Origin of the sequence: Rubellimicrobium arenae, from assembly GCF_017916275.1 — a bacterium.
GTDB lineage: Bacteria > Pseudomonadota > Alphaproteobacteria > Rhodobacterales > Rhodobacteraceae > Rubellimicrobium > Rubellimicrobium arenae.
In genome coordinates, this window is the sequence record NZ_JAFMST010000007.1 from 115,897 (window position 1) to 130,077 (window position 14,181).

At 68.3% G+C, this 14,181-nt stretch carries 12 protein-coding genes; 7 read left to right on the forward strand and 5 right to left on the reverse strand.

Annotated features, from left to right (window positions below):
* The first annotated feature begins 46 nt into the window (after positions 1 to 46).
* The 4 genes from J3P31_RS12450 (at position 47) to J3P31_RS12465 (ending at position 5,338) form a co-directional block, all read left to right on the forward strand.
* Positions 47 to 685 carry a polysaccharide biosynthesis/export family protein gene (locus J3P31_RS12450; RefSeq protein ID WP_210528788.1) on the forward strand — a complete coding sequence of 213 codons (639 nt, stop codon included), beginning with the start codon at positions 47 to 49 and terminating at the stop codon, positions 683 to 685.
* A gap of 74 nt (positions 686 to 759) precedes the next feature.
* Positions 760 to 2,013, forward strand: a complete 1,254-nt coding sequence (locus J3P31_RS12455; RefSeq protein ID WP_210528790.1) for a porin family protein — start codon at positions 760 to 762, stop codon at positions 2,011 to 2,013.
* 296 nt (positions 2,014 to 2,309) lie between these two features.
* Positions 2,310 to 3,917 carry a VPLPA-CTERM-specific exosortase XrtD gene (gene xrtD / locus J3P31_RS12460; protein WP_210528791.1) on the forward strand — a complete coding sequence of 536 codons (1,608 nt, stop codon included), beginning with the start codon at positions 2,310 to 2,312 and terminating at the stop codon, positions 3,915 to 3,917.
* A 212-nt stretch (positions 3,918 to 4,129) separates the two neighbouring features.
* Positions 4,130 to 5,338, forward strand: coding sequence for a glycosyltransferase family 4 protein (locus J3P31_RS12465; protein WP_210528792.1), 1,209 nt, complete (start codon positions 4,130 to 4,132; stop codon positions 5,336 to 5,338).
* Here the strand turns inward: J3P31_RS12465 and J3P31_RS12470 are convergent.
* Positions 5,323 to 5,961: a rhomboid family intramembrane serine protease gene (locus J3P31_RS12470; RefSeq protein WP_210528793.1), complete on the reverse strand. Its 639-nt coding sequence runs from the start codon at positions 5,959 to 5,961 to the stop codon at positions 5,323 to 5,325. The genes J3P31_RS12465 and J3P31_RS12470 overlap by 16 nt on opposite strands.
* Before the next feature lie 301 nt (positions 5,962 to 6,262).
* On the opposite strand from J3P31_RS12470, the gene rfbB reads away from it, so the two are divergent.
* Complete coding sequence (gene rfbB, locus J3P31_RS12475) at positions 6,263 to 7,330, forward strand: dTDP-glucose 4,6-dehydratase (RefSeq protein ID WP_210528794.1); 1,068 nt, start codon at positions 6,263 to 6,265, stop codon at positions 7,328 to 7,330.
* Entirely contained in the window at positions 7,327 to 8,196 is an 870-nt protein-coding gene (rfbD, locus tag J3P31_RS12480) for a dTDP-4-dehydrorhamnose reductase (protein WP_210528795.1), read from the forward strand. Before rfbB ends, rfbD begins: the two co-directional genes overlap by 4 nt.
* A gap of 30 nt (positions 8,197 to 8,226) precedes the next feature.
* Here the strand turns inward: rfbD and rfbA are convergent, their stop codons facing one another.
* The gene (gene rfbA, locus J3P31_RS12485; protein ID WP_210528796.1) at positions 8,227 to 9,120 is read right to left on the reverse strand and encodes a glucose-1-phosphate thymidylyltransferase RfbA; all 894 of its coding nucleotides are present in this window, start codon (positions 9,118 to 9,120) and stop codon (positions 8,227 to 8,229) included.
* Positions 9,117 to 9,686 carry a dTDP-4-dehydrorhamnose 3,5-epimerase gene (rfbC, locus tag J3P31_RS12490; RefSeq protein WP_210528797.1) on the reverse strand — a complete coding sequence of 190 codons (570 nt, stop codon included), beginning with the start codon at positions 9,684 to 9,686 and terminating at the stop codon, positions 9,117 to 9,119. Before rfbC ends, rfbA begins: the two co-directional genes overlap by 4 nt.
* 534 nt (positions 9,687 to 10,220) lie before the next feature.
* Between rfbC and J3P31_RS12495 the strand changes: the two genes are divergently transcribed.
* Positions 10,221 to 10,904, forward strand: coding sequence for a VPLPA-CTERM sorting domain-containing protein (locus J3P31_RS12495; RefSeq protein WP_210528798.1), 684 nt, complete (start codon positions 10,221 to 10,223; stop codon positions 10,902 to 10,904).
* Between the two features lie 708 nt (positions 10,905 to 11,612).
* Here J3P31_RS12495 and J3P31_RS12500 read toward each other — a convergent pair.
* Both J3P31_RS12500 and J3P31_RS12505 read right to left on the reverse strand, forming a co-directional pair.
* Entirely contained in the window at positions 11,613 to 12,674 is a 1,062-nt protein-coding gene (locus J3P31_RS12500; protein ID WP_210528799.1) for an ABC transporter ATP-binding protein, read from the reverse strand.
* A gap of 57 nt (positions 12,675 to 12,731) precedes the next feature.
* Positions 12,732 to 14,180 carry an ABC transporter substrate-binding protein gene (locus J3P31_RS12505; protein WP_210528801.1) on the reverse strand — a complete coding sequence of 483 codons (1,449 nt, stop codon included), beginning with the start codon at positions 14,178 to 14,180 and terminating at the stop codon, positions 12,732 to 12,734.
* Position 14,181 lies beyond the last annotated feature (1 nt).

The window sequence follows — 14,181 nt, forward strand, 5'->3', positions numbered from 1 at the left end:
ACACACGGGTCCCTGAGGCCCGGGACTGCGCAGGAGAGATCCCCCAATGACCAAAGGGAACACTTGGACCGCCGCCGTGATGGCCGGCCTTCTCGGGCTTTCCAGCCTCCTGCCTGAAACGGCACTGGCGCAGGACGCGTACCGCGTCCGCCCTGGCGACGTCCTCCAGATCGAGGTGATCGAGGATCCGGGTCTCAACCGGAATGCTCTCGTCTCGCCCGACGGACGCATCACCGTGCCGCTCGCCGGGGCGATCCAGGCCCAGGGCCGGACGGTGGAGCAGATCCAGTCCGAGCTGATCGATCGCCTGACCTCCAGCTTTGCCGCCCCGCCCAGCGTGTTCGTCAGCATCAGCCAGATCGCCGCCGAGGAAGAGGCCGCGCCGACGGGCCCGGCCGAGGAGCCGACGATCGACATCTTCGTGGTGGGCCAGGCGGCCCAGCCCGGTCGTCTCACGGTCGAGCCCGGGACCACGATCCTCCAGCTGATCGCGCAGATGGGCGGCTTCTCGCAGTTCGCGGCGACCAAGCGGCTGCAGCTGCGCCGGACCGATCCGAACACCGGCCGCGAGACCATCTATGCCATCGACTACGAAGCGATCGAGCAAGGGCGCAGCAACGCCGGCGCCGTGACCCTGATCGATGGCGACGTCATCATCGTGCCGCAGCGCAGGCTGTTCGAATGACCACTCGGCCGCCATTCGGGCCCGAACCGCGGGAACCGAGGCAGCTGCACCCAAGCTGGCCGGGCCGCATCGCCGTGATCGCAGCCCTGGGCGCGATGGCGCCGCAGGCCACGCTCGCCCAGGCGCTGGACCGGACCACTCCGAATCCCCTGCTGACCTTCAATCTGTCCGAAGGACTCGGGCTGGAGACGAACGCGGATCTCGACCCGGGCGTCGAGGATGCCGAGCCGCGGTCGACGACCACTCTGGGCCTGTCGTACCTGACCGCGACCCCGATCTCGCAGTTCTCGCTCTCGGCCGGGGTGACCGTCGACACGCCGTTGTCCTCCGACGTATCGTCGCAGGACGTCCAGGTGGACGGGCCGCGGCTCGACTTCGGCTACAGCCGGGCCGTGCCCAGCTCCAGCCTCGACCTGTCAGGTAGCCTGGGCCAGACCGAGGTGTCCTTCCTGCGGAGCCTCACCGACTTCATCGGCGATGACGGCTCCATCGACCTGCCTGACGACTTCGAGGAGTTTCGAGGCGAAGGCTCGCGCCGCAACGCCAGCCTGGGGGCGGTGTTGACGTTGCGCGACGATGCCCCGTTCGGCATCACGCTGTCGACCGGCTTCGACTCCGTATCCTACGATGACGTCACCTCCGGTGAGTTGATCGACTACAGGACGACTGACTTCGAGGCATCCTTCCGCTTCCGCCTCACCGAGGCGGCCAGCCTGAACGCCGGACTCCGCAGCTCCGTCTATGACGAGGACGGGGACGAACCGGTGACGCGGTATGGCCTCGATGTCGGGGGCTCCATCGACCGCCCCGCCGGGCAGATTTTCGGACAGCTGGCCTTCGACGACACCGAGGATGGGCTGAGAACCGAGCTGAGCTTCGGCCGCGAGCTGCAACGGCCGCTGGGCCTGTTCTCGGGACGGCTGGGGGTCGCTCGGGACGCGACCGGAGAGCTGCAGCTGACGGGGGGCGTCCAGGCGAGCCGGACCCTGCCGCGCGGGTCCGCCTCCCTTTCGCTCGACCAGTCGGTCCAGACCCGCGAGGGCGAGGACGAGGAGCTCGTGACCACGCTGGCAGCGCAGTACCAACGGAACCTCACGCCTTTGGCCTCGCTGAGCCTTGACGCCCTATACGGCGAGACCCAGACCACCGGCGGCGGCGACAGCACGAGCAGCATCGAGTTCGGAGCCAGCCTCAACCGCCAGCTGGCGGAGGACTGGTCCCTGTCGCTCGGATACCGCCATCAGCAGCGCGACGAGACCGGGGACGAGCTGGCCCGGAACGAAAGCCTGTTCCTGACCATCGGCCGCAGCTTCCGCGGCGGGTTCTAGGCCAGCGAGGGCCGGGAGCTGGCCGCGGCGCGACGCTGACGGCCAGAGGCTTCTCCATGCGACATCCTCCGGTCATCTGTGGCATCCCGCAACCTCTTGGCCCAGGGCGGCTGCGCTCTGCAATCCGGGATTGATCCGGCGTCGCTTTCGGGCCTGCGGCGCCCGGCTGCGACGCATGGACCAAGCAAAGTCATGAAGATGCCCTCGATTTTTCCCGAGTGAATCCCTAAAGTCTTGCGAGCTTGGCACCCGCTTCGGGAGCCCGAAGTGCCGTGCTTCAATCTCCAGGGGGTCCAATGTCCGTCACCGAGCCATCCCGGGTCGCCGCCGTCCTCGATCGGCCCATCCGGATCAATCCGCAGGGCCTGTTCTGGTTCGCGGCGATGATCCTGGCGGCGCTTCCCATCTACTGGCTCGGCTTCGAGTCCCTGGCGCGCGCCTGGTCGACCCCCGAATACAGCCACGGCCCCCTGATCCCGCTGATCTCCCTGTACCTCTTCCTGCGCGAGCTCCGTGCCGCGCCGCCCGAGGATCCGTCCCGCCCCAACTCCCGCTGGCCGGGGATCCTGGTGATCCTTTTCGCGCTGGGGTTCGGGATCTTCGGCAACCTGGTCCAGATCCCGGACGTGACGACCTATGCCTTCATCATCTGGGTCATGGGCGTCGTGCTGGTGGGCTTCGGCTGGGAGCGTGGGCGCAGCCACTGGGCGCCCGTCCTCCACCTCATCTTCATGCTGCCCCTGCCCCAGTTCCTCTACTGGCAGCTGACCATCTTCCTGCAGCTCGTGTCGTCCGAGCTGGGCGTATGGTTCGTGCGCATGGCGGGGGTGCCGGTGTTCCTGGAAGGGAACGTGATCGACCTTGGCGTCTACAAGCTGCAGGTCGCGGACGCCTGCTCGGGCCTGCGATACCTGTTCCCGATCCTGAGCTTCTCGTATCTGTTCGGGATCCTGTACCGCGGCCCCTTCTGGCACAAGGTCGTGCTCTTCCTGATGGCGGCGCCGCTGACGGTGTTCATGAACTCCTTCCGGATCGGCGTGATCGGCATCCTCGTGAACAGCTACGGGATCGAGCAGGCCGAAGGGTTCCTCCACTTCTTCGAAGGCTGGGTGATCTTCGGCGCCTGCATCATCATCCTGTTCCTGACCGCCGTCACGCTCCAGCGGCTCACGCCCAGCCCGCTCTCTCTGTCCGAGACGATCGACCTCGACTTCGAAGGGTTCGGGGGCCAGGCGGCGCGGATCATGGGGATCCAGCCCTCCCGCGGGCTGGCCATGGCGGCCCTCGTGTCCGGGGCCGTGGCCGTGGCGTTCCTGACCTTCCCCACGCCCGAACGGGCGCAGGTGAGCCGGGATGCCTTCAGCCTCTTTCCCCGGGACGTCGGCACCTGGTCGGGCCTGCCCGACCCCCTCTCGGCCGAGACCGAGGCCGTCCTGGGCGCCACGGACTACGTGAACCTGCTTTACGCCACCCCCGGAGAGGCGGCTCCCGTCAGCTTCTTCGCCGCGTGGTACGACAAGCAGACCGAAGGCGCCGGCATCCACTCGCCGGAGGTCTGCCTGCCCGTGGGGGGCTGGGAGGTGTTCTCGATCGATCCCACGCCCGTTTCGATGCCGGGCACGGTCTATGGCGACTTCGTCCTGAACCGGGCCGTCATCCAGAAGGGGCTGACCAAGCAGCTCGTCTACTACTGGTTCGAGCAGCGCGGGAAGCGGATGACCAACGACTACCTCGCGAAGGCGAGCGTGGTCTGGGACAGCCTGACGATGGGCCGGACGGACGGCGCGATGGTGCGGTTCGTCACCCCGATCGGCCAGGACGAATCCGAAGCGGAGGCCGACGCCCGCATCCAGCGCCTGATGGCGCAGGTGCTGCCGCGCCTGCCGGCCTTCATCCCCGAATGAGGCTTGGGGGCGCAGCGACCCTGCGCCCTGTCGCCCCACCCCGGATTCCGTCCCGCCCCCCGTCAGGACGGCCCGCGCCGTTGGCGATCAGGGCGTGAGCAGGTCGCGGGCCTTTTGAACAGCTGCGCTCCGGTCGAAGCCCCAGGCGCATTGCCACTCCGGGGCCGATTGGTTACCCACGGCGCGGGATCAATGGCTTGGAGCCTCGGCAGATGCAGGATCGGAAAGGCCGGCACGTTCTCATCGTCGTGGAGAACCTTCCGGTGCCCCTGGACCGCCGGGTCTGGCTCGAGGCGACGACGCTGATCGCGGCCGGTTACCAGGTGTCGGTGATCTGCCCGGCCATGCGGAACTGGACCAAGTCGCACGAAGTCATCGACGACGTCCACATCTACCGCTACCCCCTGCCCCTCGAGGCGCATGAGGGCGCAGTGGCCTATGCCCGCGAATACGGCGCGGCCGTGCGCGGCTGGTTCCGGCTGGCCGCCAAGGTCTGGCAGGACCGCGGGCCGTTCCAGGTCATCCAGGGCTGCAACCCGCCGGATCTCGTCTTCCTTCTGGCGCGGCGCTACCGCCGGAAGGGCGTGGCCTACCTGTTTGACCACCACGACCCGAGCCCGGAGCTCTTCGAGGCCAAGTTCGACCGCAAGGGCATGCTCTACAATGTCATGCTGCTCTGGGAGCGGCTGACCTTCCGCACGGCCCGGGTCTCCATCGCCACCAACGAAAGCTTCCGCCGCATCGCGATCGAGCGGGGCGGCATGGCGCCCGAGGATGTCTTCGTCGTCCGGTCGGCCCCGAAGCTCGAGACCTTCATCCCGGGCCCCGGCAACCCTGTCCACCGCAAGGGGGCTGCCGCCGTCATGGGATATGTCGGCGTGATCGGCCAGCAGGAGGGAATGGATCTCCTGGTGGCGGCCGCCGACCACCTGGTGAACCGGATGGGGCACAAGGACGTGCAGTTCGCCATCGTGGGCTTCGGCTCCGCGCTGGAGGAGGTGCAGGCGGACGTGGCGCAACGCGGGCTGGGCGACCATTTCACCTTTCACGGCCCGCTCTATGGCGAGGCGCTGGTCGAGGTGCTCAACAGCATCGACATCGGCGTGGCGCCGGACCCGAAGAATCCGATGAACGACATCTGCACCATGAACAAGGTCATCGAATACATGGCCCTGGGCAAGCCGCTGGTGCAGTTCGACCTCACCGAGGGCCGTGCCTCGGCGGGCGACGCGTCCCTGTACGCGCGCGCCAATGACCCGGTCGACTTCGCGGAAAAGATCGCCGCCCTGATCGCGGATCCCGCGCTGCGCGACCGACTGGGCCGGATCGGGCTTGACCGGGTCCAGAACGGCCTGAGCTGGAGCGATTCCGCGCCCAAGCTGCTGGCCGCCTACGATCGGATCTATCAGACGATCGGCTGACCCGGACGCCGACCCGGGTCCAGCGCCAGGGTCGCCAGCGCGCCCGCCACGAGGCCCCCGAGGTGGGTCTCCCAGGCGAGCTGGCCGCCCAGCATGAGCCAGGTCAGCGCATTGAGGGCGACAAGCCCCACGACCGCCCCAGCAAGCCCGCGTAGCGACCGCTGCTCCTGCCAGTAATGGACGAGGCCGGCTCCGGCGAGGCCGAAGATCGCGCCCGAGGCCCCGACCATCGGCGCTGCGCTCGAGGACAGGAGGCCGAACGCCACCCCTCCCCCCAGCGCGGACAGCCCGTAGATCGCGGCAAAGCGCCAGCCCCCCAACCGGTCGGACAAGGGTTTGCCCAGCAGGGCCAGCATGATCATGTTGCCGATCAGATGGCCCGGGCCCGCATGCAGGAAGGAGTAGGTCACGAACATCGTGGCCGGCTGGCCCGGGAAGTTCGGCCGCCAGTCGCGCAGGAGCCCGGACCAGAACGCGCCGTTGCCGTAGGCCAGCGCCCGCCAGATCGGTGACCCGAGGATGCGGTGGTCCGCGGCCAGAAGGACGGCCTCGACCAGAACGTTCACGGCGATCAGGATGGCCGGAACGAGCGGCAGGCCCAGGGGACGGTTCCGTGGGGTCATGGCCTCTGGCGACCGCAGCGGCCGGACCGACGCTCCTGTCCCCTGCCCCGCGCGCGATCGTGGGCTGGCCCCACCATCATCCACCCTGTTCACCGTTTCCATGCGTCGGCCTTCCGGCGCGGACGGACAGCCCATCCGCGTTCGTCATCTTGGCCCGAGGACGCCGGGAAAACCAAGCCCGGACCGGTGCGATCCGACGCGACGGCGATGCCGCGCCGCCGCATTATGGATCAAGCCTCTCTTGACCATCGGGCCGCGCCGTGGCGGGGTTCGCGGGCGTCTTGAAGAAGGGGAGCCCACCATGAAGATCCTCGTGACCGGCGGCGCCGGGTTCATCGGCTCTGCCGTCGTCCGCCTCGCGGTGGAGCGCGGGCATCACGTCGTGAACCTCGACGCGCTGACCTATGCGGCGAACCTGGCCAACGTGGCCTCGGTCGGGAACTCGCCCCTTTATGCCTTCGAGAAGGCCGACCTGCGGGACCGCGGGGCACTGGATCGCGTGCTGGCCACGCACGGGCCCGATGCCATCCTCCACCTCGCGGCCGAAAGCCACGTGGACCGGTCCATCGACGGCCCCGGCACCTTCGTCGAAACCAACGTGAACGGCACCTTCAACCTGCTCGAGGCGGCGCGGGCCTATTGGATCCGGGCGGGCCGGCCCACCGGGTTCCGCTTCCACCATGTGTCCACCGACGAGGTGTTCGGCACCCTTGGGGCGACCGGACAGTTCACCGAGGATACCCCCTACGCCCCGAACTCCCCCTATTCCGCCACCAAGGCGGCCTCGGACCACCTCGTCCGCGCCTGGCACGAGACCTATGGCCTGCCGGTGCTGCTGACGAACTGCTCCAACAACTACGGCCCCTTCCACTTCCCCGAGAAGCTGGTGCCCGTCGTCATCCTGAACGCGCTCCATGGACGGCCCATCCCGGTCTATGGCCAGGGGCTGAACGTGCGCGACTGGCTGTTCGTCGAGGACCACGCCGACGCGCTCCTGACCGTCCTACAGAACGGCGAGGTCGGCCGCAGCTACAACATCGGCGGCGAGAACGAGGCGCGGAACATCGACCTCGTTCGCACGATCTGCGCGATTCTGGACGAGAAGCGGCCGGACGCCGCCCCGCACGATCGCCTCATCACCTATGTCGAGGACCGCCCCGGCCACGATCTCCGCTACGCCATCGATCCGTCCCGCATCCGCGAGGAGTTGGGCTGGCGCCCGTCGGTGACGCTGGAGGAAGGGCTGCGCCGGACGGTGGACTGGTATCTCAGGAACGAGGATTGGTGGCGTCCCCTGCTCGACCGGCAGGGGGTCGGGCAAAGGCTCGGCACCAGGACCGAGCCGGTGCCGGCGGAGGTGGCGCGATGAAGATCCTCCTGATCGGCCGGTCCGGCCAGGTCGCGACCGAGATCCTGCGGCGCGCGCCGGCCGGCCTCGCCGTCACCGCGCTCGGGCGCGAGGGGGCGGACCTGTCCGACCCCGCCGCCTGCGCGCGGGCCGTGGCCGGAGCCGACGCGCAGGCTGTCATCAACGCCGCCGCCTGGACCGCCGTGGACAAGGCCGAATCCGAGGAGGCCGCCGCACGGGTCGTCAACGCCGAGGCGCCGGCCGCGATGGCGCAGGCCGCCGCCGCCCGGGGCCTTCCCTTCGTTCACATCTCGACGGATTACGTCTTCGACGGCCAGGGCGCGGCTCCGTTCGCGCTCGATCACCCCGTCGACCCGCAGAACGCCTACGGCCGCACCAAGCTCCTCGGCGAAGAGGGCGTGCGCGCCGCAGGCGGATCGCACGTCGTCCTGCGGACCTCCTGGGTGTTCTCCTCGCATGGCGCGAACTTCGTGAAGACGATGCTCCGGCTGGGCCGCGAGCGGGGCGAGATCAACGTCGTCGATGACCAGGTCGGCGGCCCTACCCCCGCGTCGGCCATCGCGGACGCCTGTCTCTCCATTGCCCGGGCTTTGGCGGACGGGCAGCCTGGGGGCACGCACCACCTGTCGGGGGCCCCCGACACCAGCTGGGCCGGGTTCGCCCGCGTCATCATGCGCGAGGCCGGCCTGTCCTGCCGCGTGAACCCGATCCCCTCGTCGGCCTTTCCAACACCCGCCAGGCGCCCGCTCAACTCCCGGCTCGACGGGTCGTCGCTGGAGCAGGCCTTCGGGATCGCCAAGCCCGACTGGCAGGCCGCGCTGCGCGAGGTGCTGCGGGACCTCCACGCACAGGCGGCGGCGGGCTGACGCCGCCGCCCCTGGGGCCATCCAACCGCGTCAGCGGCCCATCGGCCGTCCGTCGGACATGAGCCCCAGAAGATACTGGCCGTAGGCGTTCTTGCCGAACAGCTTGGCCCGCGCGGTCAGCTCCTCGGCCGAGATCCAGCCCTGCCGCCAGGCCACCTCGTCCGGGCTCCCCGTCTGGAGGCCCTGGCGGTCCTGGAGCGTGCGCACGAAGTTGCCCGCGTCCAGCAGCGAGGCGTGGGTCCCCGTGTCGAGCCAGGCGTAGCCCCGGCCCATGGTCTTCACGTTCAGCAGGCCCTCGTGCAGATAGGTCTCGAGCAGGGTGGTGATCTCGAGCTCGCCCCGGGCCGAAGGCGCCACCGTCCGGGCCCGCTCGGACGCGGTGCCGTCCAGGAAGTAGAGCCCCGTCACGGCATAGCTCGACGGCGGGACCTGGGGCTTCTCGATGATCGCGCTGGCCTGCCCATCGGCGTCGAACGCGACCACGCCATACCGCTCCGGGTCGGCGACATGGTAGCCGAAGACCGTGCCGCCCGTGGCCTGGACGTCCGCCTCGGCCATCAGGTCGGGAAGGCCGTGCCCGAAGAAGATGTTGTCCCCCAGCACCATGGCCGAGGGCGCCCCGGCCAGGAACTCTTCCGCGAGGATATAGGCCTGCGCGAGCCCGTCCGGCGAGGGCTGGGCGATGTAGGTGAAGCTGAGCCCCCACTGGGACCCGTCGCCCAGGGTGCGGCGGAACTGGTCCTGATCGGCGGGCGTGGTGATGACCGCGATCTCCCGGATTCCCGCCAGCATCAGCACCGACAGCGGATAGTAGATCATCGGCTTGTCGTACACCGGCAGGAGCTGCTTCGAGAGCCCCAGCGTGATCGGGTAAAGGCGCGTCCCCGACCCGCCTGCGAGGATGATGCCCTTGCGATTCGTCATTCCGCTCCGTCCCATGTGAAGGGGCTGTCCCAGTCGGCAAAACGCGGCGCGACGCGATCCTTGTCGGACAGGACGGCGGTCGCCGGGTCGATGCTCCAGTCGATCGCCAGGGTGGGGTCGTCCCAGGCGATGGCGCCGTCGCAGTCGGGCGCATAGACATCGCTGCACTTGTAGACGACCTGCGTGTCCGGCCGCAGCGTGACGAAGCCGTGGAGGAACCCGATCGGCACGAGGAGCTGCCTGCCATTCTCGGCCGAGAGTTCCTCCGCCACCCAGCGCCCATAGGTCGGGGAGCCTTTTCGGGCGTCCACGGCCACGTCGAGGATCGCGCCTGCGACCACACGGACGAGCTTGTCCTGGGCGCGCGGCGGCCGTTGGAAATGAAGGCCCCTCACCGTGCCCGCGGGCCGGCTGAGCGAGTGGTTGTCCTGAACGAAATCAAGGTCGATGCCCCGGCCTCGCAGGGTTTCGCGGTTCCAGGTCTCGCTGAACCAGCCACGCGCATCCTCGAAGCGTCGTGGCGTCAGGACCTTGACGCCCGGCAGGGCGGTGTCGTCGATCTGCACGAAAGTTCTTCCCAGGCTGTCCCGCCCCGGCTGTAGCAAGGCGGTCCCGGTCCGTCACGGCCTTTCGAACGTGGGTTGCCCCGACGAGAGCGCCGAAGGCCCGGAAAGTCCGTTTCCCGGGCAGAATCGGCCCTCGCCGCCTCCCGGAGCGAGCCTGTCCCAGTCGCGGCCCCGGCGGCCCGCCCCTCCCGCCGGCTGCGCGCCCATGCCGCCGGAAGAGCCTGCGCCTATTGCGTGGCGGAATCCGAATCACTTGGCCGATAGACCCGAGAACGGTGGCGACTTGCCGGAGTCTGGGGCGTTCGACCGCGTTTCCCATACGACATGCCCGAAATAATGTCCGCAATTATGAAACAATACATCCCGTGTCCATGAAATGTAAACGCGCACGCAGGGTAAAGTTAATTGGGCCGCTCGCTTCCGCCACGGAGCATTGACCGGAGTGGAGGCTGTGTTACGAGAACTTAGGAATTTATTCACCGTGATCTGTCATTGATGTTCGGTGAGTTGGGGCTGCGCCCAAAGGAGATGAGAATGAAGACTCTGATGGCCTTCACAGCCGCGCTGCTCATGGCTGGCACGGCACAGGCGGCGACGATCCGCGCGATCGGACCGCTGGACTTCCCTGGTGAGAACCACCCCTGGCTGGGCACGACGTCGGTCGAGCTCGATCCGTCAGCCTTCCAGAAGGCAGACGGCGCGGCGTGCGGCAGCGGCGGATCGGTCGAAGGGGACGGCTGCTCGGCGCTGTCCGTCGCGCCGCTGGGCCATGCCTCGGACTACGGGCGGAACAATCCGCTCAAGGAAAATGGCAATTGGATCGATAGCCAGGACATTAGCGATCTGACCTGGACCATTGAGAGCGAAACCGAATTCAATTCGCTCACCTTCGCTCTGGTGGACGCATACGACCAGCCCTTCAGCGAAGTGGATGGGGACAGCTTCTTCAACCTGACCGCAAGCTCGCTCGGCGAAAGCGTGAATTGGACGATCGACGGCGTTCAGGTGAACAATAACGTGTATTGGATCACCGTTTTCTTCGACAAGGCCACGACGAACGCGACCGTTGATTTCCACACCCGCCACAACGACGGCTTTGGCATCGCCTCGGCCACCACGGCGCTGGTGCCCGTGCCGGCGGCCTCGTGGATGCTGTTGAGCGGTCTGGGGGCCCTTGCCGGCCTGCGCCGTCGCAAGTCGTCCAAGCAGTCTGCCTGATCGCTCTTCGAGCACTACAATCGACGGGGGCGCTCGCACGAGTGCCCCCTTTTCGTTTCTGCGCAAGGCCGTCCTCACCACCGCAGCGCGTCGATGGCCACCTTCCAAGTCCTTCGACGGACCGAAGCGGGCCATTAGAATCCTCGGCCTGAAGATCCGGCAGGAACGTTGCGACCGGCCGTCCAGGGTCGAGATTCATGCCGGTAGGTCGCAGGTCGGCACGATCCCGTGGCCCGCTCGATCGGCAGGGCATTGTTCCCGAACCCTGCCAGTGAGGACGATCTGCGCTGGACTTGCGACCGTCGCGTCGGGATCGGCGCAGCCGCAGCTCGAGAGCGGCAAAGACGATCCCTTCCAGCGTCAGGTGTCGATCGCTGCCGGTAGTTCAAGCCCCTCCGGGCGCACCAGACCCGTCCGGCCCGGCGCGCCGGCGGGGCAGCTGTCCGCCGATGAAGGCACAGGCAGAGGACGCAGCGCGCCCTGACCTTCGACACACCAGCGGCTCCCGCTGCCTGGGATCCGCGGCGGCTGTCGGCGACGAGCAAGATGGCATCGACCGGGCCTCCCCGACCCGAGCCGCCAAGGCCTGCAATCGGCCGCGTGGCAAGAACGATCGGGCCAAGCCGATCGTTCGACCCGCGGCCGTTGCCGCTGACCTTCAGGCCTGCGCGCCCCTTGTCCTGGTCCGCTCGGGTCGCGGACCGATCCCTAGAGCCGCGCCTCGGTCACGGGGTCGAAGAAGTGCGCCTGGGTCATGTCCACGGTGACGACGCAGGGCTGACCCACCTGGACGGGGAAACGGGGATCCACCTGCGCGGTCACGCGATGCCCGCCCACATCGCCCAGCACCAGCGTATGTGGGCCGAGCGGCTCGATGGCCCGCGGCTCCAGCGTCAGCGAGGCCTGATGCGCCGAGGGACGCATGTGCTCCGGCCTGATGCCGAACAGGACGTCGCCCCGTTCCCGGAGCCGCGCCGCCTCCTCGGGCGGGAGGGGCAGGACCTGACTGACCAGGTGCACGGCGCCCCGCTCGATCCGGGCCGGCAGGAAGTTCATCGCGGGCGAGCCGATGAAGTTGGCCACGAAGCGGTTGGCGGGCCGTTCGTAAAGCGTGATCGGGTCGGCCGCCTGCTCGATCACGCCGGCGCGCATCACCACCACGCGGTCGGCCATGGTCATGGCCTCGACCTGATCGTGGGTGACATACACCGCCGTGGTGCCCAGGCGCCGTTGAAGGAGCTTGATCTCGGTCCGCATCTCGACCCGGAGCTTCGCATCCAGGTTCGACAATGGCTCGTCGAAGAGGAACACCTGCGGGTGCCGCACCAGCGCCCGCCCGATCGCGACCCGCTGGCGCTGGCCGCCCGACAGGTTTCGCGGCTTGCGGTCGAGGTATGGCTCCAATCCCAGGAGGCGGGAGGCTTCGGCCACGCGGGCGTCGATGGTGCCGCGATCGGTTCCATGGACGCGCATGGCGTAGCCGATGTTGTCCCGAACCGTCATGTGCGGGTAGAGCGCGTAGTTCTGGAAGACCATGGCGATGTCCCGTTCGCCCGGCCGGGCGTGGGTGACGTCGCGACCGCCGATGGCGATGCGCCCCCCGCTCACCGTCTCAAGCCCCGCGAGCATTCGCAGGGTGGTCGTCTTGCCGCAGCCCGACGGCCCCACGAGCACGAGGAATTCGCCGTCGCGGATGGACAGGTCGAGGGGCGGAATGACCGTCGCCGTCCCGAAGGACTTGCTGACCTGCTCCATCTCCACATGGGCCATCGGGTATCTCCAAGAGAAGGGTCCCGGGCCGGCGGCAACCGGCCCGGGAGGATCGGGTCAGTTCTCGAGCGGCGGCAGGCCGACCGAGGCGCGATAGGCGGCAAGCTGGGTCTCGCGGCCGAACTCGTCGGTCAGCCGGTCCCACTCGGCCGCGATGTTGTCGAGCGCGGCCTGCGGCTCCTCTTCGCCGGCCAGGGCCTTGGACAGTTCGATCTCGAGGACCTCGGTGTAGGAGAAGAAGCCTGGCAGCCGGAGGTCGAGCGCGACGTTCGGCGCATCGAGCGAGGCCCGCTGGGCGCCCAGGTAGCTCTGCGCCTCCTCCGGCGTGAAGATGGACGACCAGGCGTCGGTGTTCTCATAATGCGAGAACCGGTAGGGGTTCACGCCCGAGTTGGCGGTCACGATGGCCTTGCCGGACACGGCAGGGCTGATCACCTCCTTGACGAAGTCCCAGGCCGCCTCGGGGTTGGCGCTGTCGGCCGGCACGCCCAGCTGCCAGCCGCCGAACGCCAGGAAGGGCGAATGGATCACCTCCGGGAAGGTGTCCCATTGCTGGGTCTTGGCGTTCCAGATCTCGGTGGAGCCGGGCAGCATCGCGGTGCGCACGGTGTTCTCGGCCGCGTCGCCCCCTTCGGTCGCCCGAAGCACGCCCGAGTCGGCCCAGTCGATGTTCATCGCCACCGTGCCGCCGGCATAGAGCGGACGCACGTCGCCCGAACCGTTGTTCAGCGCCCCCGGCGGGTTGAGGTCGAGCGCCTTCTTGTACTCCTCGAGGGCGCGCAGCCAGCCGGGGTTGTTGATCTGGGCGTCCATCGTCTCGGGATCGAAGAACATGGAGCCGGGATAGTTCGGGTTGTTGGTGTAGGCCGCCGCGTGGCTGAAGAAGTACCAGAACTGCTGGCCCCCGCGCTTGTAGGCCTCGGCGGTGCCATAAAGACCCTGGTCGGGCCGGTTGAAGAACTCGGCCTGGTCCAGGTACTGCTGCCAGGTCTCGGGCGCGGCGAGCGGATAGCCGTACTTGGCTTCGAAGGCGGCCTTCTCGTCCGGGTTGTCGAGCAGGTCGGCCCGAAGGTTCAGGAGGTGCATGTCGCCGTCCATGGTGGCCGACTTGACCTCGCCGTTCCAGGTCATCAGCCGGTCGCGGTAGACCGGGTGGATATCCTCCCAGTCCGCGCCTTCCTGAAGCTCGGCGGGCATGGTGGACAGGAAGGGCGCGAAGTCCGGCAGCCAAGCCGGCACGAAGCCGATCACGTCGAAGTCGCCCGTCTGCTGCGACATGGCGGTCAGGAACTTGGGGTAAAGCTCGCCGAAGGGGAATTCGACGACGTTGACCGTGCCGCAGGTCCGGGCCTCCCAGCCCTCGGCCGCGGCGGCAAGGGCCGACGCGATGGCCGGGCCGTTCTGGGTGGACACGGTCAGCGTCACGCCGGTGAAGTCGGGCTCGCAGGCCAGCGCCGGACCGGCGACGATCCCGGCCAGCGCCACGGACAGACAGAGTTTCTTCATG

Excerpts from the sequence above, each read along its gene's own strand:
- J3P31_RS12505 (WP_210528801.1), bottom strand. The coding sequence starts at position 14,180 with ATGAAGAAACTCTGTCTGTCCGTGGCGCTGGCCGGGATCGTCGCCGGT.
- J3P31_RS12495 (WP_210528798.1), top strand. The coding sequence starts at position 10,221 with ATGAAGACTCTGATGGCCTTCACAGCCGCGCTGCTCATGGCTGGCACG.
- J3P31_RS12450 (WP_210528788.1), top strand. The coding sequence starts at position 47 with ATGACCAAAGGGAACACTTGGACCGCCGCCGTGATGGCCGGCCTTCTC.
- J3P31_RS12465 (WP_210528792.1), top strand. The coding sequence starts at position 4,130 with ATGCAGGATCGGAAAGGCCGGCACGTTCTCATCGTCGTGGAGAACCTT.
- J3P31_RS12500 (WP_210528799.1), bottom strand. The coding sequence starts at position 12,674 with ATGGCCCATGTGGAGATGGAGCAGGTCAGCAAGTCCTTCGGGACGGCG.
- rfbB (WP_210528794.1), top strand. The coding sequence starts at position 6,263 with ATGAAGATCCTCGTGACCGGCGGCGCCGGGTTCATCGGCTCTGCCGTC.
- rfbA (WP_210528796.1), bottom strand. The coding sequence starts at position 9,120 with ATGACGAATCGCAAGGGCATCATCCTCGCAGGCGGGTCGGGGACGCGC.
- xrtD (WP_210528791.1), top strand. The coding sequence starts at position 2,310 with ATGTCCGTCACCGAGCCATCCCGGGTCGCCGCCGTCCTCGATCGGCCC.
- rfbD (WP_210528795.1), top strand. The coding sequence starts at position 7,327 with ATGAAGATCCTCCTGATCGGCCGGTCCGGCCAGGTCGCGACCGAGATC.
- J3P31_RS12470 (WP_210528793.1), bottom strand. The coding sequence starts at position 5,961 with ATGACCCCACGGAACCGTCCCCTGGGCCTGCCGCTCGTTCCGGCCATC.